The organism is Brevundimonas sp. EU05-FHT14B07, assembly GCF_058790795.1.
The window spans coordinates 132,547-154,106 of sequence record NZ_JBYTCZ010000005.1; the positions used below are offsets into that span (position 1 = coordinate 132,547).

Below are 21,560 nucleotides of genomic sequence, written 5' to 3' on the forward strand. Positions count from 1 at the left end.
GGGCCACCTATGGCGAAGACGCGGATGAAAGCCTAGCTAGACGGCATGGTCGCGCTCAACGAACCCCTGCCCCCGCCCGTTCCCTCGAAAGATTTTCGGGACCGCCTGGCCCAGCGGCGCTCCGCCCCGGCCCAGGCCCTGGTCGCGCCCGGCCCGTCCGAGGCGGAACTGGACGAGATTCTGACCCTGGGCGCCCGCACGCCCGACCACGGCAAGCTGTTCCCGTGGCGGTTCGTGGTCCTGGGCCCCCAATCGCGCGCCGACATCGCCGCCCGCCTCGCCGTGCTGGTCGAACTCAGGAACGGCCCGGCCAAGGATCAGGCCGTGCTGGCCAAGCTCACCGCCGCGCCCGTCACCATCCTGGTCGTCTCGACGCCGGTCGAAGGGTCCAAGCCGATCTGGGAGCAACAGCTGTCGGCGGGCGCGGTCTGCATGAACCTGGAACACGCGGCATCCGGCTTCGGCTATTCGTCCAGCTGGATCACCGACTGGTACAGCTACGATCCGCAAGGCGTCGCCCTGTTCGGCCTGACCGAGGGCGAGAGCGTCGCCGGCTTCATCCACATCGGCACGCTGAACGAACCGGCGCTGGAACGCCCGCGTCCCGACATGGCCGCCAAGGTCACACGCCTGCCGTAAGCGGGTGACATAAGGTCGCCCCAAGTCGGTTTGACCTCGACCGACCCCGCCTTCCTCCCCCAAGGCCTTCGTATGGATTCCCTGTTGCAAGCCGTGGGCGATTTCGTCGCCCGCAACCATATGTGGGCCGGCGTCATGTTGGGCCTGGTCGTGTTCGTCGAGTCGCTGGCGGTCGTCGGCGCCTTCGTGCCCGCCACCGGCTTGCTGGTCGCGGCGGGCGGCCTGATCGCAGCCGGCGTGCTGGACCCCGTCAATGTCATCGTCGGTTGCGTCATCGGCGCGGTGATCGGCGACGCCATCTCCTACTGGGCCGGACGTCGGCTGGGCGTGCGCTTCCTCCAGCGCCCGATGTTCACGGCGCACCGCCGCCGCATCGCCTGGACGCGGTTGTACTGCCGTCGCTACGGCGTCATGTCGATCTTCGTCGGCCGCTTCTTCGGGCCCTTGCGCGCCTTCGTGCCCCTGACCCTGGGCATGCTCAGGATGCGTCAGCGCGCCTTCCAGTTCGGCAATGTCACATCCGGGATCGTCTGGGTGCTGGCCATGCTGGCGCCGGGCTATCTCGCCGCCCAGGGCCTGGCGAAGATGGAAGTCCTCAGCGAGGCCCACGGCCCCACCCTTCTGATCGGCGCCCTCGCCGTGACCATCCTGATTGTCGCCGTGGCCTATCGCCTGGTGAAGGCCCGCATGAGCCGCAAGTCCGCCATCATGCGCGGGGCGTTACAGGGCCGCTAAGTTCCTCTTCCGGTCGGTGCACCAACGAGACCAGCACCACCGAAATGATCATCAGCAGGAACCAGCTGCCCAGCTTGGCCAGGGACACCATCTCCCACCCGTCGGCCTGCCCCGGATAGACCCAGGCCCGCCCCAGCGTGCCCAGGTTCTCGGCGAACCAGATGAATAGGGCCACCAAGCCGAAGCCCAACAGCAACGGCATCTTCAATCGCATCCGATCGACGGTGAAGAAGAACCAGCCTCGGCAGAACAAGAGGATCGTCAGCACAAATAGGACTTTTCGAAAATCCGGAAGCCAGTGATGGGCGAAGAAGTTGATGTAGATCGCCGCCGCCAGCACCCAGGTCGTCCACAGCGGCGGATACCTCCGCACCCGAATATGGAAGATGCGCTGCACCCGCGCGATATAGCTGCCGACCGCCGCATACATGAAGCCGGAGAACAGCGGCACCGCCCCGATCCGCAGCAGACTGTCCTCGGGATAGACCCACGACCCGTGCGCGGTCTTGAACAGCTCCATGATCGTCCCCGCCACATGGAACAGGAAGATCACCCGCGCCTCTTCCCAGCTCTCCAGCCGGAAGATCAGCATCGCCGCCTGGATCACCACCGCCCCGACGGCCAGGAAATCGTAACGGGACACCGGCGCCCCCTCCGGCCAAAGCAGAAACGTCCCCAGGATCAGGGCCAGCATCAGCCCCCCGAACAGACACGCCCACCCCTGCTTCAGCCCGAACCACAGGAACTCATAGGCGTATCGACGCGGTCTGGTCCCATCCGCCCACGCCTCCGCCCGCGTCATCAGACGGCGCCCCCAGGCTTCGAGCGGAAGTGCGTGGTTCATCGCACTACCCGTGACGGCCCAGCGCGAAACTTCAAGAGCGGACGGCTCCCACGCCGCGGCGTCTCAACCGCACGAAAGGAACCCGAGAACGAATTTCCTTTTCGACATCAGTCTTTAACGCCTGCCGCCTTAGACTTGCCGGCCAGTAGGAGAAGCTTATGTCTTGCGCAGGTTGTAAGGATGGGGCGGGGTTTGACCTGCCGATCACCATGGCGTTCCAGCCGATCGTCGATGTGACGACCCAGACGGTCTTCGCCTACGAGGCCCTGGTGCGGGGCAAGGACGGCCGGGGCGCGGGTCAGGTTCTGTCGCATATCTCCCACGACAACCGCTATGCCTTCGATCAGCTATGCCGCACGACCGCCATCGATCTCGCCGCCGGTCTGGATATGACGGCGGGCGGCGCCAGCCTGTCGATCAACTTCCTGCCCAACGCCGTCTATGAACCGCGCGCTTGCATCCGCGCCACCCTGGCGGCGGCTATGCGCACCAACTTCCCGGTGGATCGGATCATCTTCGAGTTCACCGAGAGCGAGGTGATGGACACCGACCACATCCTGAACATCCTGCGATCCTATCGCGCCATGGGCTTCAAGACCGCCATCGACGACTTCGGCGCCGGCTATGCGGGGTTGGGCCTGCTCAGCCTGTTCCAGCCCGACATCGTCAAGCTGGACATGGCCCTGGTGCGCGACATCGACACCAACACGGTCAAACGCACCATCGTGCGCCACACGCTGAACATGCTGCGGGACCTGGGCATCCAGCCGGTCTGCGAAGGCATCGAAACCCTGGCCGAACACGATGTCCTGCGCGACCTCGGCGTCGATCTGATGCAGGGCTATCTGTTGGCGAAACCGGCCCTGGAAGCCTTGTCGCCTGTCGCCTGGCCTGACCAGGCTGCGCCTGCCGCCCTGAGCGCCTGATCGCCACGCGCGCGCCGACGAACGACAGACGCGCCCTGACTATCCTCGCCCGCGATAGGTCGGCACGCCTTGGTTCGGCAGCCACAGCCCTTCGGGCGGCGCATCGGTCTGCCAGAAGACGTCGATCGGGATGCCGCCGCGCGGATACCAGTATCCGCCGATCCTCAGCCACTTGGGTTCCAGCAGGTCCGCCAGCTTGCGGCCGATGGCGACGGTGCAATCCTCGTGGAAGGCGCCGTGATTGCGGAAGCTGGTCAGATACAGCTTCAGGCTCTTGGACTCGACCAGCCAGTCGCCCGGCGCATAGTCGATGACGATGTGGGCGAAATCCGGCTGGCCCGTCACCGGGCACAGGCTGGTGAACTCCGGCGCCGTGAACCGGGCCAGATACAGCGTGTCAGCATGCGGGTTCGGCACACGCTCCAGCACCGCCGTCTCGGGACTGGTCGGAGCGGCGGTCTGGACGCCGAGCTGGCTGAGGTTGTCGGTATAGTGGGTCATGGGGCGCATTTAGGCGCTTGCGACGCGTATGAAAATCCTCCCCCGCTCCACTTCCCTCTCCCATTGGGAGAGGGCTTGAGCGCACGGCGGCGTCAGCTGGCGTCATTGCGCGAAAGGGTGAGGGTCGGACGGCGTGATCTGGCCAACCGACCGCCCCTCATCCGGCCCTCGGGCCACCGTCTCCCAACGGGAGAAAGGATACGATCAGCCAGCCATCGTAATCCCGGACGGCTTCCCTCGCCCTTTCAACGCCTTCGCCGCGACCAGCGTCAATCGACTGATCCTCGATCCGGACCGTCGTATGATGGCCGGTTTTCACCCGCCGTCGCCGCCTGCCCGCTTTCACCCCGCCTCCGGCCCGAGATTAGACGAATTAGACTCATTTTTTCGCGCCACCGTCTGAAATCCCCGCGATTGCCTTCCCCGGCGACAGCCCGCTAAGCGTAGCGAAAGAAAACCAAAGGAGACGCCCGTGGCCATTCCCGCTTCGCTGCAAAAAGGTCTGATCCTGCCGATCATTTCGGCGCCGATGTTCCTGGTGTCCGGACCGGATCTGGTGGTCGAGGCCTGCAATGCGGGCGTGATCGGCACCTTCCCGTCGCTGAACCAGCGCACGACCGAGGGCTATCGGGACTGGATTCAGGAGATCAAAGGTCGGCTGAAGCCCGAGGCCGCGGCTTTCGGCGTCAACCACATCGTTCATCCGACCAACCCCCGGCTGATGGCCGATATGATGGTGTCGGTCGAGGAGAAGGTGCCGCTGATCATCACCTCCTTGGGCGCCGTGCGCGACGTGGTCGACGCGGTCCACGGCTACGGCGGTCAGGTCTTCCATGACATCGCCAACATTCGTCATGCGCGAAAAGCGGCCGAGGCCGGCGTCGATGGTCTGATCCTGGTTGCCAACGGCGCGGGCGGCCATGCGGGCATCATCAACCCCTTCGCCCTGGTCAATGAGGTTCGCAGCTTCTTCAAGGGGACCATCATCCTGTCAGGCGCGCTTTCGACGGGTCAGGACGTGGCGGCCGCCCTGATGCTGGGCGCGGATTTCGCCTATATGGGCACGCGCTTCATCAACACGACCGAAGCCATGGCCGCCGACGCCTACAAGCAGATGGTCATCGACAGCGGCGCGACCGACATCGTCCACACGCCCGCCGTGTCCGGCATCCCTGCCAACTTCATGAGCAAGTCGCTGATCGAGAACGGCATCGATCCGAAGACCTTGCCAGAGCACAAGCTGGACATGGGCGACGAGGCCAAGGCCTGGAAGACCGTCTGGTCCGCCGGCCAAGGCGCGGGCGCCATCCACGACGTCCTGCCGACCGCCGAACTGGTCGCGCGCCTGCGACAAGAGTTCGCTCAGGCCACGGAGGAATTCGCCATCAAGGCCGGAGCACGCTAAAGGCGGCGCAAATCCGCTTCTCTCGCGCTGGAGCCCCCATGATCCGCACGACCGTCCTCGCCGCCCTCTACGTCTCCGTGCTCGCCGTTGCGCTGCCGGCCGCCGCCCAGTCGGCGCCTGCGTCCGCCCCGACGTCCGCGCGTGACGCCTGGTCCTTCGAACTGGGCGCGGGCACGGACAACCGCTCCAAGGATGCGTCCAAGTCCGGCAACGACGGCTACGCCTTCGGCTCGGCGACCTGGGAAAGCGCGGACGGCCTGTTCTACGTCGGCCCCGGCTTCCAGACGATCCAGGCCGGCGGCTCCAACGTCGAGGCCGAGTTCGTGGTCGGCTATCAGCCCGAGGCCTTCGGTTATCGGTTCGACTTCAACGTCGCCTACAAGAACCGCCTCGACGCCGAAGCCGGCTATGATCAGGACGCCTGGGAGATCACCGGCAACGCCAGCCGCTCGATCGGCCCGGCCAGCGCGCGACTGCAGGTCCAGTATTCGCCCGACGCCGCCGGCTCGACCGACAGCTTCACCTGGGTCGAGGGCCGCTTGGGCTGGGACTTCACCAACCGCCTGAACGGCACGGTCGCCGTCGGTCGTCGCGAACAGAACGGCGCGCCCGATTACACCGGCTGGAACGCCGGCGTGACCTACGCCCTCACCGACGCCCTTGAGCTCGACCTGCGCTACTACGACACCGACGCCCACACCTTCGGCGAACAATATGAGGACGCCCTGGTCGCAAAGGTCGCCTACGCCTTCTGATCGCCAGCCCCTTGCGTAACGGTTGTCGGGCGCCCATCTAGGTTTGGTCGATCTCTCTGCGTAACGCCGCTGCTCCCTTTGCATCACGCACCGAGGTCCAAAAGCCGATCCCATTCAGACCCGACAGGCCGACCAGGGATCCCTCCCTGCGGTCAACGCCAGACGGAGGTCTCCAAATGGCTACCGGCACTGTAAAATGGTACAACCCCACCAAAGGCTACGGCTTCATCGCGCCCGATGACGGCGGCAAGGACGTCTTCGTCCATGCCTCGGCCGTCGAAACCTCGAGCGTCGGCTCGCTGAACGAAGGCCAGAAGATTTCCTACGAAATCGAGCGCGATTCGCGCTCCGGCAAAGAGTCCGCCGGTCGCCTTACGGCGGCGGAGTAGGACACGCTCCAAGCGTCCAACACGAACGAGCCGGCCCCGACCAGGGCCGGCGTGATCGCCTTCGACGGCGAGGTCATCAAATTGATGCCGCTCGGCGGCCGTCGCGTTCGCCTGGACAACGGCCACCTGATCACGGTCCTGCCCTCGCTGGGCGCCCAGACGGGCGTCTCGCTGCTGGGCGACCGCGTGACGGTGGAAATCGCCTTCAATCAGCTGAAGGGCTGGCGCCTGTCGCGCCAGCCCTGAGGCTTCTGCATACGGATGCCGACATGACCCCGCTCGCCGACATGATCCCCGCGATGACCGACGCCGACCTGACGACGCTGCGCGCCAACGCCGCCCGCCTGGTCGAACACGGCGCCTCGACCCAGGTCATGGCCGCCAGCGACATCATCCCGGTCATCGACACCGAAATGGCCCGCCGCGCGGCCCTGCCCAAGCCCGCAAAAGCCCCGGTCAAGCGCGCCGCCCCCAAGAAGAAGCTGCCGCCTGTCACCGGACACCAGACAGCCCTTCCCTCCAGCTGAGATCAGCCCAGGGCCTGATCCAGATCTGCGATCAGATCCTCGACGTTCTCGACCCCGACCGACAGCCGGATCAGGTTGTCGGTCACGCCGCCCGCCTCGCGCACCTCCCTGGGCACGCTGGCGTGGGTCATGATCGCCGGGTGGTTCACCAGGCTTTCGACCCCGCCTAGCGATTCCGCCAGGGTGAAGACCTGAACCCGCTCCAGCACCCGCTTGGTGCGCTCCAGATCGCCCTCCAGGATCACCGTCACCATCCCCCCAAAGCCGCCGTGCATCTGGCGCGCGGCCAACTCATGCTGCGGGTGGGCGATCAGGCCGGGATAGATCACCTTGGCGATCCCCGCGCGCGTCTCCAGCCAGCGTGCGATGGTCAGCGCGTTCTCGCAGTGCGCCTTCATCCTCAGCGCCAGAGTCTTCAGCCCCCGGTTGGCCAGGAAGGCGTCGAACGGCCCCATGATCCCGCCGACCGAGTTTTGCAGAAACTTGATCCGCGTCGCCAGCTCGGCGTCGGCCGTCACCAGTACCCCGCCGATAATGTCCGAATGGCCGTTCAGGTATTTGGTCGCCGAGTGCATCACCACGTCCGCCCCCAGGCTCAGCGGCTGCTGGCAGAAGGGGGTGGCGAAGGTGTTGTCCACGACCAGCAGCAGACCATGCGCCTTGGCCACCTTCGACAGGGCGGCGATGTCGGCCAGCTTCATCAGGGGATTGGTGGGCGTCTCGACCCACAGCATCTTGGTCTTGGGCGTGATCGCGGCCTCGACCGCCGCGATGTCGCTCAGGTCCACATAGGCGAAGTCCAGCCCCATGGTTCGCCTGCGCACCCTCTCGAACAGTCGCCACGAGCCGCCGTACAGGTCGTCGCCGGTGACGATGTGATCGCCCGCATCCAGCAACTCCAGCGCCGTCGAGGTCGCCGCCATGCCCGAGCCGAAGCCGAACCCGTGCGTGCCGCCCTCCAGGTCCGCAATACAGGCCTCGAACGCCTCGCGCGTCGGGTTCTTGCCCCGCGCATACTCATAACCCTTGTTCACGCCCGGGCTTTCCTGAGCGTATGTCGAGGTTGCGTAGATCGGCGTCATCACTGCGCCCGTGGTCGGGTCAGGATGTTGGCCCGCATGGATGGCGCGGGTCGAAAAGCCCTGGCTGTTCTTCTTGTCAGTCATAAGCTTACCGGTTCAGGCTGAGGTGATTGATCAGGTCGGTGCGCGTGATCAGGCCGACGAACCGCTCGCCGTCCAACACGATGGCCACCCGGTCGCGGTCGAAGACAGGGATTAGGGCGTCCAGAGGCTCATTGACCTGAAGCGTGTCCAGATCCCGCGTCATGGCCGAGGCCACCGGCTTGGCGAACCGCTCCTTCCGCGTGATCTCGTCAGTGTTCATGATGCGGATCAGGTCGCTTTCGTCCAAGATCCCGACCAGCCGGCCGTCTTCGATGATTGGCAGTTGCGATACGTCGGCGCCCTTCATGCGCTTGAAGGCGGTGTCCAAGGTGTCGCCCGGCCCGGCGACGACGACGTCGCCCTTCTCGTATTTGCGGTTGATCAGGTCCGACAGGTCGCCATGCAGCTCGCGCTCGCCCAGGCCCTGATCCGCCAGCCAAGCGTCGTTATAGACCTTGGAGAGATACTTGGCCCCAGTGTCGCAGACGAAGGTGACGCAGGTCTTGGCCTCCGTCTGCTCGCGGCACCAGCGCAGGGCCGAGGCGATCAGGGTGCCGGACGACGAGCCGGCCAGAATACCTTCCTTAAGCAGCAGTTCGCGCGCCGTGGCGATCGCCTCGGCGTCGGGGATCGAATAGGCCTTGTCGATCAGGCTCATGTCCGCCGTATCGGGCACGAAGTTCTGGCCGATTCCCTCGACGGTGTAGCTGCCTTCCGGCCCCGGCACGCCGTCGTTGACGATGCCGGCCAAGGTCGAGCCGACGGGATCGGCCAAGATGATCTGGGCCTTCGAGCCAACGCTCTTCAGAAACTGCGCCACGCCCGTGATCGTGCCGCCCGAGCCGATGCCGGCGACGAAGGCGTCGATGTCGCCGCCCGTCTGCTCCCAGATTTCGGGGCCCGTCGTATTCACATGGGCCTCGGCGTTGGCGGCGTTGGCGAACTGGTTGACATAGAAGCCGCCGGGAATGCCCTGGGCCAGACGCTCGGCCATGTCTGTGTAATATTCCGGATGGCCATGCGGGACGTCCGAACGCGTCAGACGAACATCGGCGCCCATCGCCCTGAGATGCTGAATCTTTTCCTTGGACATCTTGTCCGGAATGACCAGAAGCACCTTATACCCCCGGGCCCGACCGACCAGCGTCAACGCCAGGCCGGTGTTGCCCGCCGTCGCCTCCACGATGGTGCCGCCTTCCTTCAGGAAGCCTTTGCGCTCGGCGGCGTCCAGCATGGAGATGGCGATCCGGTCCTTGATCGAACCGCCGGGGTTCTGGGACTCCAGCTTCAGCAGCAGGCGGCACGGGCCGGTGTCGATCTTCGTCACCTCCACCATCGGCGTCTTGCCGATCAGATCCAGCGGCGACGAGACGGTCGCGCTCAGGGCGGGGGCGGTCAGGGACATCGAAAACTCCATTCGGGGCGGGCGGAAGCTGAAGCCCCGCCTTCACATGGTCAACTCACGCAAGATTTGACCCCTCAAGATTTACTCAAGGGCGCGGTTCCGCGCTACGAAAGACATAATGACCAAATCATCCAAGAGGCCGCCCGCCGGTCTCCCCGACAAAGACACCCTCGTCGCCTTTCTGCGCGAGGCCGGATCGGCCGAGAAGACCGACATCGCGCGCCATTTCGGGCTGAAAGGCGGTGACCGCAGGGCCTTGCGGGAAATGATCCGCGAACTGGAAGCCGAAGGGCGACTGGGCAAACGCGGTCGCAAAGGCTTTTCCGAAGCCGGCGCCCTGCCCCCCGTCGGCGTCGCCGATGTGATCGAGCGCGACGGCGACGGCGAACTGTATGTTCGCCTGGTCGAGGCCAGTCCCGACGCCCCGCGCGCCATTCTGATGCCCGACAAGTCAAAGGCCGCCCCTGGCCTAGGCGACCGCGTGCTGGTGAAGTTCCAGCGCGGCGCGGAGGGTTGGGAAGCCCGGCTGATCAAGAAGCTGGACGTGGGGACCAACCGCGTCCTGGGCGTGATCCGCAAGTCAGCGCGCGAAACCCGTGTCGAGCCGGTCGATCGTCGCTCCAAGGACGTGCTGGTGGTGCCCCAGGCCCAATCCGGCGACCTGCGCGACGGCGACCTGGTTCTGGCCGCCATTGAAAAAGGCGACCAACGCTATGGTCCCAAGCGCGGCAAGATCCTTGAGCACATCGGCAAGGAGGATGATCCCCGCGCCGCCTCCCTGATCGCCATCCACGCCCACGGCGTCCCGACGGGCTTCTCCGAAGCGGTCGAACGCGAGGCCGAGGATCAGGCCCTGCCGACTCTGAAGGGGCGCGAGGACCTGCGCGAGGTCCCCTTCATCACCATCGACCCCGCCGATGCGCGCGACCACGACGACGCCGTCTATGCGGCGCGCGATGAGGATCCGAAGAATGAGGGCGGCTGGATCGTCTGGGTCGCCATCGCCGACGTCGCCGCCTACGTCCGCCCCGGCAGCCAGCTGGACCGCGAGGCGCGCGACAAGGGCAACTCGACCTATTTCCCCGATCGGGTCGAGCCGATGCTGCCGGAGGTGTTGTCGAACGGTCTGTGTAGCCTGAAGGAGGGCGAGAACCGCGCCTGTCTCGCCGTGCGGATGGTCTTCGACAAGGACGGCCGAAAGACCGAACATAGGTTCGTGCGCGGTTTGATGCGGTCGCACGCCAAGCTCAGCTACGAGCAGGCGCAGGCCGCCATCGATGGACAACCGGACGACACGACCGGCCCGATCATGGAGGCGATCCTCTATCCGCTGTGGAACGCTTATCACGCCATGCTGAAGGGCCGGCTGAAGCGCAGCCCGCTGCAGATCGAGTCGGCCGAACGCCGCATCCGCATGGCGCCCGATGGCGGCATCGCCTCCATCGAAAAGCGCGCTTCGCTGGAGGCGCACCGGCTGATCGAAGAGATGATGATCCAGGCCAACGTCTGCGCCGCCGAAACGCTGGAGCAGAAGAAGACGCCGCTGATCTACCGCGTGCACGACACACCCAGCCAGGAGAAGATCTTCAACCTGGCCGACTTCCTGTCGACTATCGGCAAGCCCTGGAACAAGGGCGAGCCCGGCACGACCAAGCGGTTCAACAAACTGCTGGACGAGACCCGCAACACCGAACACGCCGATGTCGTCAACGAGGTGGTCCTGCGCAGCCAGATGCAGGCGATCTACAGCCCCGAGAATATCGGCCACTTCGGCCTGAACCTGGATCGCTACGCCCACTTCACCTCGCCGATCCGGCGTTATTCCGACCTGATCGTCCACCGCGGCCTGATCCGGGCGCTGAATCTGGGCAAGGACGGACTGACCGACCGCGAGATCGCCGAACTGCCGGCCATCGCCGAGGGCGTGACCATGACCGAGCGCAGGTCGATGGCCGCCGAGCGCGACGCAATGGATCGCTATATCGCCGCCTATCTGGAAGAGCACGTCGGCGCGACCTTCGCCGGGCGGATCACCGGCGTGACGCGGTTCGGCCTGTTCATTCGTCTGGAGGACACGGGCGCGGACGGCCTGGTGCCCGTCTCCACGCTCGGCAGCGAATACTTCACCCACGACGACCGCGCCCACGCCCTTGTCGGCGAACGCACGGGTAAACGCTTCACCCTGGGCCGCATGGTGGAGGTCAAGCTGCGCGAGGCGACCCCCGTCACGGGTGGCTTGGTGTTCGAAATGCTCAGCGAGCCCGAACCCCGCGATCCCAACGCCCCGGCCCCACGCTACGGCATTCGCGGCCGCGGCGGTGACGGCCCGCCGATGCGCGGCAAGAACCGCCCTGGCGGCCCCAAGCCCCGCAACGGCTCCAAACCCTCCGGCGGCCTGAAGGGTGTGAGGAAGGGCAAGCGCAAGTGACCCCTTTCGACGCCGCTCAGGATCTGGCCGACGCCCCGCGTGTCGGCGGGGCTCAGCGGCCGAAGGATGCGGCGACGCTGATCCTGACGCGTGGCGGCGATCGGCCCGAGGTGCTGATGGGGCGGCGCGCGCCTGGCCATGTGTTCATGGCGTCGAAGTGGGTGTTTCCGGGTGGGCGGATCGATCGCAGCGACTTCAACGCCGCCGCGACGGATGAGTTGTCGGGCGAGGTTGCGCGGCGACTGGAAGGCGAATTGCCCGCTCGCCGTGCGCGCGCCCTGGCCCTGACGGCGGTGCGCGAGACGTTCGAGGAGACAGGGCTCATTCTGGGGCGGCCGGCGCCCCGCGCCTCCGTCGCCGGACCTTGGCGCGAGTATCGCCAGGCCGGCGCGCTGCCCGATCTGTCGGTCCTGTCCTATGTCGCGCGCGCCATTACGCCGCCGGGCCGGACCCGCCGGTTCGACGCCCGCTTCTTCATGGCCCCGGCCGATGCCCTGCTGAGCCCGGAGCCGACCGCGGGGTCGGGCGAATTGGACGAGATCGCCTGGCTGCCGTTGGACGAGGCGCGCGCACTGGACCTGCCCGCCATCACCCGGTTTGTGTTGGGGGAGTTGGCCGAGCGGTTGAAACACCCGAACCGGCCCCTGCCCTTCGTGCGGATGGTGCGGGGTCGGCACACGGTCGAACACAGGGACTGAAATGGCCGGAACGACGATCACCCTGCGCCTGACGATCGCCGATCCGGTCGCGGGCGTCGCCTACAGCCTGCAGGACAAGGCGAACATACCGGTCGAGCCGCGCATCGCCGCAGACGGCCCGATCAGCTTCGACGCGCCCGTCACTTTGTCCGAGGATGGGCGCCTGACCGGCCCCTTCGTGCGGCGCGAGGGCGCTACGCGGCGGTTCGTCTATGTCGCGATCGGCACGTCGGCAGGCCAGCACGCCAGCGAATGGAGCCGACGCGCCAAGATCGACGTCCACGACATTCCCGCCGATCTGCTGGCCCAGGCGCGCCAAGGCGAGGTGCTGGAAGTCGTCCTGCCCGGCCGCGCCAAGGACGGCGGTCCCGCCTGCGCCACCGTGCGGCCGATCCGGACCTGGCGCGAAGTCTGACCCTAGTCGGCCATCGGCTTGGTCAGGTCGAACTCCACGCGGAAATGCCGGTTGGGACGTCGCAGTTCGTAGGCGAACATCCGGTCGGGGTGAACCTCCATCGCCCAGGTATTGGTGGTCGAGACCGCCGCGTCGTTTTCGTTGAACAGGGCGATCGATTCGGCGTCGACCGGGAATTCCTGACGCTCGGCCGTGCCGGCGTTGACCGTATCGCCGCCATACCAATGCAGCACGTCGGTCGTGCCGTCCGCATGTCGGTGATCGTGCTTCAGCCGAAGGCCCGTGTCGGTCTTGGTCACGACCCAGGTGCGCGAACGATCCGACCCCACGGCGAAGGGAATACGCACCTCGTCCGGCGAACAGTCGCGGACCTGCATGACCAGCCGCTCGCTGGCGAACCTGGCGTCGGCGGCGTCGGTGGTGACGACACGCCCTTCGAATCGTTGGCCACACAGGGCGTTCAAGCGCGCCAGGAAATCGTCCTGGGACTGAGCCGGATCGGCCGTTGCAACGCCGACGCATGACAAGGCCATCAGGGCCGCAGCGGCCAGCAGGGATGCGATTTTCATGCGGTCAGACTATATGTGCGTTCCGCCTCATCAACGTGGCATCGCGCCCGTTGACTTTGGGTCGATCCTGAGTATGTTCCGCGCCTCTTATTTTAAGCGGCTTTCGCCGTCGCAGAGGTAATTCCGATGGCCAAACCGGCTTCCATCAAGATCCGCCTGAACTCCACGGCCGACACCGGCTTCTTCTATGTCACCAAGAAGAACGCCCGCACCATGACCGAGAAAATGGTCGTCAAGAAGTACGACCCTGTCGTGCGCAAGCATGTCGAGTTCAAGGAAGGCAAGATCAAGTAAGTCCTTGATCCGCTGAGAATTGAAAACGCCCGGCTGGTCTCCAGCCGGGCGTTTTTCGTTGTCTGGACGCCCGAGTCACGCCGCCTTGGCGATGACCCGGTTGCGACCGGCGGCCTTGGCCTCATAGACCCCCTCGTCGGCGCGCTTCAGCAGGCCTTCGGGCGTGTCGCCGTCGCCGGTCGTAGCGGCCACGCCGATCGAGATGGTGATGGTGATCTGCTCCTTGCCGCCCATGACGCGGAACGGCGCGGAGGCGATGTCGCGGCGAATCCGTTCGGCGACACGGCCGGCGTCTTCCAGACTGGCGCCCGGCATGACCACCACGAACTCCTCGCCGCCCATGCGGCAAGGCAGGTCCACAGCCCGGACATTGGTGGCCAGGCGCACGGCGAACTCCACCAGCACCTCATCACCAGCGTCGTGGCCGAAGCTGTCGTTGACGGACTTGAAGTGGTCGATGTCCAGAACCAGCACGGCCACCTGGGCCCCACCCTGGGCCGCACGACCCACCAGCGCCTGCAACTGGCCGGTCATGTAGCGCCGGTTGTGCAGGCCGGTCAGGGCGTCGGTGACGGCCATTTCCATGCTGCTGTCCAGCTTCTGGCGCAGGAAGTCGGTGTAGCGTTTGCGACGGATCTGGGTGCGAACCCGCGCCGACAGTTCTTCGGTATCGACAGGGCGCGGCAGGATGTCTGCGGCGCCCAGTTCCAGCGCCTTGATCATGCGCGGCCGTTCGGTCGGCTCCACGATGGCCAGAATCGGCGCGCGGCGCGCATCACCCGACTTGGCCTGGGCGACGATCCGCAGACCGTCGAAGCTGGCGGCGGCGACGTTGACGATGATCAGGTCCAGCGCGCCCTTGGCCGCGACCAGCGCCGCCTCGGGATCGGTTTCGATGGCGACGCGATGTTCGCCGCCCAGTTCCTGGGCGATCTTCTCGGCCTGACGCTGGTCGTCGTCGACGATCAGAACGCGCCCGCCCTCGCTACGCAGCCGCGCGGCATTGTCCGAATCGACGCCCAGGCGACGGCCGCTTTCTTCACGCTCGCGGAGTTCGTCCATGACGTGCTTCAGCCGCGTCAGCGACTTGACCCGCGCGAACAGGATGACGTCGTCGATGGGCTTGGTCAGGAAATCGTCGGCGCCGGCCTCAAGCCCCTTGATCCGATCCTCGCGCCCGTCCAGCGCCGTGACCAGCACGACGGGAATATGGCGCGTCTCGGCCTGGGCCTTCAGCCGTCGGCACGTCTCGAACCCGTCCATACCGGGCATCATGACGTCGAGCAGAATCAGGTCTGGCTGATGTTCGGCGGCGATGGCCAGGGCCGACGCGCCGTCGTTGCAGGTCAGCACATCGTAATATTCGATGGTCAGCTTGGCTTCGAGCAGGCGGACGTTCACGTCCACATCGTCGACGACGAGGATACGGGCGCTCATCCGAGGTGCTGCCGGATGGTTTCAAGGAAGTGCATCACCGAGATTGGCTTGGAGATATAGGCCTCACACCCGCCCTGACGAATCCGCTCCTCATCGCCCTTCATGGCGAAGGCGGTGACGGCGATGACGGGGATGTGGTTCAGCTCCTCGTCGTCCTTCAGCCATTTGGTGACCTCCAGGCCCGAAATTTCCGGCAACTGGATATCCATCAGGATCAGGTCGGGATGATGGGCGCGCGCCAAGGCGAGCGCCTGCAAACCCTCGCGGGTCTGCAGGGTCTCATAGCCCTGGGAATCGAGCAGATCATGAAAAAGCTTCATGTTCAGCTCGTTATCCTCGACGATGAGGACTTTCTTGGACATCATCACCTGACCTGCGCGCCCCTCGAACGCGGGACGCCTCGTTGGTCGCATTCGTAGGCGCCCAGTCTTAAGTTGGGGTGAAGCCAACCTTACGGAGACCTTAAGCGTGGCCATCAAGGCCATCTGTCGCGACTGCTTGTGGACCGGCGAAGATCCCGCCGGGCCGCACGAGAACCGCTGTCCGGCGTGCGGGTCGCGGCGCGTGGTCTCAGACGCCGAACTGGACCAGCTGTCGATCGCCCACATGGACTGCGACGCCTTCTACGCCTCGGTGGAGAAGCGCGACCGGCCAGAGTTGCGCGACAAGCCGGTGATCGTCGGCGGCGGAAAGCGCGGCGTGGTCTCCACCGCCTGCTATGTCGCGCGCCAGTACGGCGTCGGCTCCGCCATGCCCATGTTCAAGGCGCTGAAGGCCTGTCCCGAAGCCGTTGTGATCAGGCCGGACTTCACCAAATACGTCTTCGAATCGCAGCGCATTCTGGGGGCGTTGGGACAGCTGACGCCCTTGATCCAGCCGTTGTCGCTGGATGAGGCCTGGGTCGATCTGTCGGGCACAGAGCGGCTTAACGGCGGCCCGCCGGCGCTGCAGCTGATCCGCTTTCAGAAACAGATCGAGGAGGAGACCGGCCTGACCGTCTCCATCGGCCTGGCGCCCAACCGCTTCCTGGCCAAGATGGCGTCGGAGATGGACAAGCCGCGCGGTTTCTCCGTCGTCGGGGCCGTCAACGCCCAGGCCCTGCTCGCGCCTCGCCCCGTCACCGCCCTGCCCGGCGTCGGGCCTGTGTTTGGCAAGGCTTTGCGCAGCGACGGCTATTCGACCATCGGCGATCTAGCGCGGGCCGACGTTCGCGATTTAATCAAACGCTACGGCGAATCCGGTCTGCGCCTGCACGATCTGGCGCACGCCCGCGACGCCCGCGCCGTGAACCCTGAGCGCGACCGCAAGGGTATGAGCGCCGAAACCACCTTCAACGAAGACCTGACCTCGGCCGAGGCGCTGGAGGCCGAGCTGTGGCCCCTGTGCGAGAAGCTGGCGTCCAAAGCCCGGCGCGACGGGGTCGCCAGCCGGGTGCTGGTGCTCAAGCTGCGCCGCACCGACTTCAAGATCGTGACCCGACGCGTCACCCTGCCCGATCCGGTGCAGACGGCGCGCGCCTTGTTCGCTGCGGGGCGCGATCTGCTAAAGCCGGAGCTGGGCCGCCCCTATCGTCTGATCGGTATCGGTATGGCGGACGTGCAGGACGCGGAGGACGCGCCCGCCGGCCTGTTCCAGACCAGTGAGACGCGCGCCTTGAAGACAGAGCGTGCCATCGACGTGCTGCGCGAAAAGTTCGGCAAGGACGCAGTGGTGGCGGGCCGTGCGCTGAAGCCGTAGGACAGGGCATGGATCTCGCTAAACGCGCCTATGACCATGGCTTTCGCCTGGACCCGATCGTCCGCAGTCTGCTGGACACAGACTTCTACAAGCTGCTGATGCTGCAGATGATCTGGCGCGAGCATCGCGACGTGCCGGTCGTCTTCCAGGTCATCAACCGCACCAAGGCTGTGCGTCTGGCCGACGAGATCGATATCGACGCCTTGCGCGAACAGCTGGATCACGCCCGCACTTTACGCTTCACTAACAAGGAGCTGGTCTGGCTTGCGGGCAACAGCTTCTATGGCGTGAAGCAAATCTTCTCGCCCGACTTCATCGCCTGGCTGACCGACTATCGCCTGCCGGACTGTGATCTGTCGGTTCAGGACGGGCAGTATGTGCTGACCTTCTCGGGCGCCTGGGCCGAGGTGACGCTGTGGGAAATCCCGGCGCTGGCGATCCTGAACGAGCTGCGCTGCCGCGTCGGGATGCGGCGGCTGGGGCGGTTCGAACTGGACATCCTGTATTCGCGCGCCAAGACGCGGCTGTGGTCCAAGGTGGAGCGGCTGCGCACCCTCCCCGATCTGGCCCTGTCGGACTTCGGCACCCGCAGACGGCACGGCTTCCTGTGGCAACGCTGGTGCATTCAGGCGTTAAAGGAGGGGCTGGGCAAATCCTTCATCGGCACGTCCAACGTCCTGCACGCCATGGAGAACGATCTCGAAGCCATCGGCACCAACGGCCACGAACTGCCGATGGTTCTGGCGGCCCTGGCGCCTGACGACGCAGCGTTGGCCCAGGTGCCGTATGCGGTGCTGGACGAATGGCGCAGGCACTATGCGGGCAATCTGCTGATCGTCCTGCCCGACGCATTCGGCACCGAAGCGTTTCTGGAGCAGGCGCCCGATTGGGTGGCGGACTGGACTGGTTTCCATCCTGACTCGGCCCCGCCCATCCCTGCCGGCGAGCGCCTGATCGACTGGTGGCGCGCGCATGGGCGAGACCCTAAGGAGAAGCTGCTAATCTTCTCGGACGGCATGGACATCGACGGGATCGAGGCGACCCACGCCCATTTCCATGGTCGCGCCCGTCTCAGCTTCGGCTGGGGCACCAATCTGACCAATGATTTCCGCGACTGTTCGCCCGTTTTCGCGCCCGAACTGGAGCCGATCTCCCTGGTCTGCAAGGTGGTCGAGGCCGGCGGTCGTCCCGCCGTCAAACTGTCGGACAATCCGGCGAAAGCGGTCGGCGATCCCGTCGAGATCGAACGCTATCGCCGTGTCTTCGGCGTGCGCGGCCTGACCGTCCAACCCGTCACGGTCTGAAACCCGGCCTTAAGCCCGTCGTGCGAAAAGGCGGCCATGAGCGCCTTTTTCGACAAGATGCGCCGCCGCGCCGGCCGCTATCTCGACGTCCGTCCCGCCACGGTGCAGCCCGCGCGCGGCGTCCTCAGCCTGTCGTTCGACGACATTCCGGCATCGGCCTGGACCGAGGCAGGACCGATCCTGGCCCAGCACGGGGTCAAGGCGACCTACTATGTCTGCGGCGGACTGTCGGGCGGTCGCAATCTAAACCTGCCCCAGTTTGAGGTGGAGCACCTGCAAGCCCTCCTTGAGGCCGGGCACGAAGTCGGATGCCACACCTATGAGCATATCTCGACCCTGACCCTGTCGCCGGCCGAATTGGACGCCAGCCTGGCCCGCAACGCCGCGTGGGTGGCCGAGCGGCTGGACGGATACGAAATGCAGACCTTCGCCTATCCCTTCGGCGATTGCGCCCTGCGGTCCAAGCCGGTGATCGACAAACGCTTCCTGTGCGGGCGCGGCGTACGCGACGGGGTCAATGCCGGGCGTTCGGATCGCAATCTGCTGCAGGCCATCGGCCTGGAGAGCCGTCGCCTGCCCGGCTACGACCTGGAGGCGCTTGTGGCGACGACGGCTTCATCCAAAGGCTGGCTGATCGCCTACGGCCACGACGTCAGCGACGCGCCGACGCCGTATGGTTGCCGTCCAGAGGACATCGATCGATTGATCCGACTGGCCAGGGCGGCCGACTTGGACATTCAGCCGGTCGCGGCGGCGTGGCGGATGGCGACAGCCTGAAATCAGGCGGCGTTACGCCGATCCGCCCAGGCGATCAGCTCCTTGCGGGGCCAGATCATCAGCCAGGACCGGGCGGTGTATTCGCCGCTATCGATCAGCGCCTTGCGCGACGCCGACGCCGTCGCCGCCCGTTCGGTATGGATCTCGCCGGGTCCTTGATGGACCATGAAGGCGCCGCCCTTCAGCGGGTTCAGGCGCAGGTGGGCTAGGCGGGGGCTGATCTCGGTCAGGGGTGGGTCGTAGAACCAGCTAGAGCCGATCATGCCGGCCAGTTCGGGCCGCGCGCGGCACAGCTCCGCCGCCGTGGCCCAGGCCTCGTTCCAGCCATCCTCGTTGAAGCCCCTCAGCCAGCGGCTTTCGGTATGAACCTCCAGCCAAGGCTCGCGCTTGGCGCCCGCCGCCAGATAGCGGAACAGCGGCTTGAGGCCCCAGCCGTCGCGAACGTGTTTGACGATCTGGCCCGGCCCGACCGGCGACGACAGGTCGATCACCTGACTTTTCGCGCCCGGCACGCTGAGCGCCAGGGTGAAGCGCACGTCCTTGGACCAGTGGTCAAAAACGTAGTCGCCCTCGGCCTTGTCCAGAAAACCCGCCAACTGTTCGATCCAGTAGGGATAGAGGGCCATGACCTCGGCCGGCAGGTTCATCGCCGCTGAACGGTCGGGCAGTTGCAGCGCCCAGGCAGCAACCAAACCCCGACGCACATCGTCCGATGCATCAGCGCCCAACAGCGCATCCACCGCCTTGGCCGGCATTTCGAAGTCCCAATGCGGCGCGGTCTCGGCGGCTTTTTGCGCGGCCGGGATTACGGCGGCGTCCACACGCGCGCGGTCGCCGGGAGACAACCGCGCCAGCACGGCATGGAAGGCGGCGACGTTGGGGGTCAGATGCATATCCATGATCGCACCATGACACGGCGCGGTTGGCGAACCTTTAAAGCGCGCCGAACGGGTGACGCCGCCCTTGCCCCGCGCTAAACCGCGCCCAGATAAACAGGAGCCCCCATGAGCATCGAAGCCCGCATCGCCGAACTCGGCCTCACCCTGCCGGAACCCGCCAAGCCGGTGGCTAGCTATGTCTCTTATGTCCGCTCGGGCAATCAGGTCACCATCTCGGGTCAGCTGTCGAACGACGCGAACGGCGGGATCAAGGGCACGGTCGGCGTGGACGTGACGCCGGAGCAGGCGCTGGAAGCCGCGCGTCTGTGCGGTCTGAACCTGATCGCCCAGATCAAGGCCGCCTGCGATGGCGATCTGGACCGGGTGGTCCGCATCGTCAAGTTGGGCGGCTTCGTTCAGGCCGGTCCCGACTTCACCGCCATTCCCGCCGTCATCAACGGCTGCTCGGACATGATGGTCGAGGTCTTCGGCGACGCTGGCAAGCACGCCCGCTCGGCCGTCGGCGTGTACAAGCTGCCGCTCGGGTTCGCCGTCGAGATCGATGCGATCGTGGAGATCCGCTGATCTTTCAGATCTCGGTTCACGAAGGGATCGCCGACATCGGCCGAGAGGCCTGGGACGCGTGCGCCCTGCCCACCGGCGATCCCTTTGTCTCCTATGATTTTCTGCACGCGTGCGAGGCCTCGGGCAGCGCCGCGCCGCGCCAGGGCTGGGCCCCACGCCACCTGGCTCTGAGGGGTGAAGACAACGCGGTATTGGGCGTCATGCCCCTCTATCTGAAGGGCAACAGCCAGGGCGAATATGTCTTCGACCACAGCTGGGCCGACGCTTACGAACGGGCCGGCGGCCGGTATTATCCCAAGCTGCTGGGCGCCGTGCCCTTTACGCCCGCGACCGGCCCGCGCTTCCTGAACCATCCCGAGACCGACGCCGCGACGGTGCGTCAGGCCCTGATCCAGGGGGCGGTGACCTTGGTCGAACGGCTGGGCGTCTCGTCTCTGCACGTCAACTTCCCGACCGAGCCGGAATGGTCGGCCATTACCGAGGCGGACCTGCTGCCGCGCCAGGACATCCAGTTCATCTGGCGCAATAACGGCTATCGGACCTTCGACGATTTCCTGGCCGCCCTGTCGGCCAACCGCCGCAAGACCATTAAGCGCGAGCGCCGCGACGCTCAGGCCGATCTGGATATCCGCGTCCTCACCGGTGCCGACATCACCAAGGCCCACTGGGACGCCTTCTTTGCCTTCTACATGGATACCGGCTCGCGCAAATGGGGCCGACCCTATCTGACGCGCGACTTCTTCAGTCGCATCGGGGCCAGCATGGCCGACCGGATCGCTCTGGTGATGGCGTTTCGGGATGAGACGCCCATTGCCGGCGCCCTGAACTTCATTGGCCGCGACGCGCTTTACGGCCGCCAGTGGGGCACGCTGGAAGACGTGCCGTTCCTGCATTTCGAGCTTTGCTACTATAAGGCTATCGAATTCGCCATTTCGCGTGGCCTGTCCCGCGTCGAAGCCGGGGCCCAAGGCGACCACAAGATCGCGCGCGGCTACCTGCCCTCCCCCGTCTATTCCGCCCACTTCATCGCCGACCCCGCCCTGCGCGATCCCGTCGCCCGTTATCTGGACGGCGAACGCCCGGCCGTCGCGGCGGAGATTCGGGCGATGACCGAGGAACTCTCGCCCTACAAGCAGGCGTAAGTCG

General features: G+C 65.8%; 25 protein-coding genes. 17 read left to right on the forward strand and 8 right to left on the reverse strand.

The window, feature by feature from the left end:
• Positions 1-45: 45 nt before the first annotated feature.
• A complete protein-coding gene (locus AC3WRC_RS12980; protein ID WP_284878042.1) occupies positions 46-639 on the forward strand; it encodes a nitroreductase family protein in 594 nt (197 codons plus the stop codon).
• A 72-nt stretch (positions 640-711) separates the two neighbouring features.
• Positions 712-1,374 (forward strand): DedA family protein, encoded by a 663-nt coding sequence (locus AC3WRC_RS12985; RefSeq protein ID WP_284878041.1) that lies wholly within the window; start codon positions 712-714, stop codon positions 1,372-1,374.
• Here the strand turns inward: AC3WRC_RS12985 and AC3WRC_RS12990 are convergent.
• Positions 1,346-2,218: a DUF817 domain-containing protein gene (locus AC3WRC_RS12990; RefSeq protein WP_492304118.1), complete on the reverse strand. Its 873-nt coding sequence runs from the start codon at positions 2,216-2,218 to the stop codon at positions 1,346-1,348. The genes AC3WRC_RS12985 and AC3WRC_RS12990 overlap by 29 nt on opposite strands.
• A 158-nt stretch (positions 2,219-2,376) precedes the next feature.
• Between AC3WRC_RS12990 and AC3WRC_RS12995 the strand changes: the two genes are divergently transcribed.
• Positions 2,377-3,144, forward strand: a complete 768-nt coding sequence (locus AC3WRC_RS12995; protein WP_066551911.1) for an EAL domain-containing protein — start codon at positions 2,377-2,379, stop codon at positions 3,142-3,144.
• A gap of 39 nt (positions 3,145-3,183) precedes the next feature.
• On the opposite strand, the gene queF is transcribed toward AC3WRC_RS12995, so the two are convergent.
• The gene (queF, locus tag AC3WRC_RS13000) at positions 3,184-3,645 is read right to left on the reverse strand and encodes a preQ(1) synthase (protein WP_492304195.1); all 462 of its coding nucleotides are present in this window, start codon (positions 3,643-3,645) and stop codon (positions 3,184-3,186) included.
• Between the two features lie 472 nt (positions 3,646-4,117).
• Here queF and AC3WRC_RS13005 point away from each other — a divergent pair, with 472 nt between their 5' ends.
• The 5 genes from AC3WRC_RS13005 (at position 4,118) to AC3WRC_RS13025 (ending at position 6,721) form a co-directional block, all read left to right on the forward strand.
• Positions 4,118-5,050, forward strand: a complete 933-nt coding sequence (locus tag AC3WRC_RS13005; protein WP_292080755.1) for an NAD(P)H-dependent flavin oxidoreductase — start codon at positions 4,118-4,120, stop codon at positions 5,048-5,050.
• A 38-nt stretch (positions 5,051-5,088) separates the two neighbouring features.
• Positions 5,089-5,805 carry a TorF family putative porin gene (locus AC3WRC_RS13010; protein WP_492304119.1) on the forward strand — a complete coding sequence of 239 codons (717 nt, stop codon included), beginning with the start codon at positions 5,089-5,091 and terminating at the stop codon, positions 5,803-5,805.
• Between the two features lie 176 nt (positions 5,806-5,981).
• Positions 5,982-6,194 (forward strand): cold-shock protein, encoded by a 213-nt coding sequence (locus tag AC3WRC_RS13015; protein WP_008260450.1) that lies wholly within the window; start codon positions 5,982-5,984, stop codon positions 6,192-6,194.
• 51 nt (positions 6,195-6,245) lie between these two features.
• Complete coding sequence (locus AC3WRC_RS13020) at positions 6,246-6,440, forward strand: S1 domain-containing protein (protein ID WP_055754798.1); 195 nt, start codon at positions 6,246-6,248, stop codon at positions 6,438-6,440.
• A gap of 23 nt (positions 6,441-6,463) precedes the next feature.
• Entirely contained in the window at positions 6,464-6,721 is a 258-nt protein-coding gene (locus AC3WRC_RS13025; RefSeq protein WP_055754797.1) for a hypothetical protein, read from the forward strand.
• A gap of 2 nt (positions 6,722-6,723) precedes the next feature.
• Here AC3WRC_RS13025 and AC3WRC_RS13030 read toward each other — a convergent pair whose 3' ends face one another.
• Both AC3WRC_RS13030 and AC3WRC_RS13035 read right to left on the reverse strand, forming a co-directional pair.
• On the reverse strand, positions 6,724-7,887 hold the full coding sequence (locus AC3WRC_RS13030; protein WP_492304120.1) for a cystathionine gamma-synthase: 1,164 nt from the start codon (positions 7,885-7,887) through the stop codon (positions 6,724-6,726).
• Between the two features lie 4 nt (positions 7,888-7,891).
• Complete coding sequence (locus AC3WRC_RS13035; protein ID WP_492304121.1) at positions 7,892-9,292, reverse strand: pyridoxal-phosphate dependent enzyme; 1,401 nt, start codon at positions 9,290-9,292, stop codon at positions 7,892-7,894.
• Between the two features lie 118 nt (positions 9,293-9,410).
• Between AC3WRC_RS13035 and rnr the strand changes: the two genes are divergently transcribed.
• From rnr to AC3WRC_RS13050, 3 genes are read left to right on the forward strand one after another with little or no spacing between them, the layout of a single operon-like run.
• Entirely contained in the window at positions 9,411-11,720 is a 2,310-nt protein-coding gene (gene rnr / locus AC3WRC_RS13040; protein ID WP_066551915.1) for a ribonuclease R, read from the forward strand.
• Positions 11,717-12,418 (forward strand): NUDIX hydrolase, encoded by a 702-nt coding sequence (locus AC3WRC_RS13045; RefSeq protein ID WP_055754794.1) that lies wholly within the window; start codon positions 11,717-11,719, stop codon positions 12,416-12,418. The genes rnr and AC3WRC_RS13045 overlap by 4 nt, the downstream gene beginning before the upstream one ends.
• A 1-nt stretch (position 12,419) precedes the next feature.
• Positions 12,420-12,833 carry a DUF5990 family protein gene (locus AC3WRC_RS13050; protein ID WP_492304122.1) on the forward strand — a complete coding sequence of 138 codons (414 nt, stop codon included), beginning with the start codon at positions 12,420-12,422 and terminating at the stop codon, positions 12,831-12,833.
• A gap of 2 nt (positions 12,834-12,835) precedes the next feature.
• Here the strand turns inward: AC3WRC_RS13050 and AC3WRC_RS13055 are convergent, their stop codons facing one another.
• A complete protein-coding gene (locus AC3WRC_RS13055) occupies positions 12,836-13,402 on the reverse strand; it encodes a hypothetical protein (RefSeq protein WP_055754792.1) in 567 nt (188 codons plus the stop codon).
• A gap of 126 nt (positions 13,403-13,528) precedes the next feature.
• Here AC3WRC_RS13055 and rpmG point away from each other — a divergent pair, with 126 nt between their 5' ends.
• Complete coding sequence (rpmG, locus tag AC3WRC_RS13060) at positions 13,529-13,696, forward strand: 50S ribosomal protein L33 (protein WP_003164451.1); 168 nt, start codon at positions 13,529-13,531, stop codon at positions 13,694-13,696.
• 75 nt (positions 13,697-13,771) lie between these two features.
• Here the strand turns inward: rpmG and AC3WRC_RS13065 are convergent, their stop codons facing one another.
• Both AC3WRC_RS13065 and AC3WRC_RS13070 read right to left on the reverse strand, forming a co-directional pair.
• A complete protein-coding gene (locus tag AC3WRC_RS13065) occupies positions 13,772-15,133 on the reverse strand; it encodes a PleD family two-component system response regulator (protein WP_492304123.1) in 1,362 nt (453 codons plus the stop codon).
• Positions 15,130-15,495, reverse strand: coding sequence for a response regulator (locus tag AC3WRC_RS13070; protein ID WP_164952723.1), 366 nt, complete (start codon positions 15,493-15,495; stop codon positions 15,130-15,132). Before AC3WRC_RS13070 ends, AC3WRC_RS13065 begins: the two co-directional genes overlap by 4 nt.
• Positions 15,496-15,601: 106 nt before the next feature.
• Between AC3WRC_RS13070 and AC3WRC_RS13075 the strand changes: the two genes are divergently transcribed.
• Genes AC3WRC_RS13075 through AC3WRC_RS13085 form a run of 3 tightly spaced genes read left to right on the forward strand, consistent with a single transcriptional unit; the run spans position 15,602 to position 18,951 of the window.
• Complete coding sequence (locus AC3WRC_RS13075; RefSeq protein ID WP_492304124.1) at positions 15,602-16,870, forward strand: DNA polymerase IV; 1,269 nt, start codon at positions 15,602-15,604, stop codon at positions 16,868-16,870.
• Between the two features lie 8 nt (positions 16,871-16,878).
• Positions 16,879-18,174: a nicotinate phosphoribosyltransferase gene (locus AC3WRC_RS13080; RefSeq protein ID WP_492304125.1), complete on the forward strand. Its 1,296-nt coding sequence runs from the start codon at positions 16,879-16,881 to the stop codon at positions 18,172-18,174.
• A 36-nt stretch (positions 18,175-18,210) separates the two neighbouring features.
• Positions 18,211-18,951 carry a polysaccharide deacetylase family protein gene (locus AC3WRC_RS13085; RefSeq protein ID WP_492304126.1) on the forward strand — a complete coding sequence of 247 codons (741 nt, stop codon included), beginning with the start codon at positions 18,211-18,213 and terminating at the stop codon, positions 18,949-18,951.
• A gap of 2 nt (positions 18,952-18,953) precedes the next feature.
• Here AC3WRC_RS13085 and AC3WRC_RS13090 read toward each other — a convergent pair whose 3' ends face one another.
• Positions 18,954-19,850 (reverse strand): hypothetical protein, encoded by an 897-nt coding sequence (locus AC3WRC_RS13090; RefSeq protein ID WP_492304127.1) that lies wholly within the window; start codon positions 19,848-19,850, stop codon positions 18,954-18,956.
• Between the two features lie 105 nt (positions 19,851-19,955).
• Between AC3WRC_RS13090 and AC3WRC_RS13095 the strand changes: the two genes are divergently transcribed.
• A complete protein-coding gene (locus AC3WRC_RS13095) occupies positions 19,956-20,414 on the forward strand; it encodes a RidA family protein (protein ID WP_017504644.1) in 459 nt (152 codons plus the stop codon).
• A complete protein-coding gene (locus AC3WRC_RS13100; protein WP_492304196.1) occupies positions 20,411-21,556 on the forward strand; it encodes a GNAT family N-acetyltransferase in 1,146 nt (381 codons plus the stop codon). The genes AC3WRC_RS13095 and AC3WRC_RS13100 overlap by 4 nt, the downstream gene beginning before the upstream one ends.
• Positions 21,557-21,560: the final 4 nt, after the last annotated feature.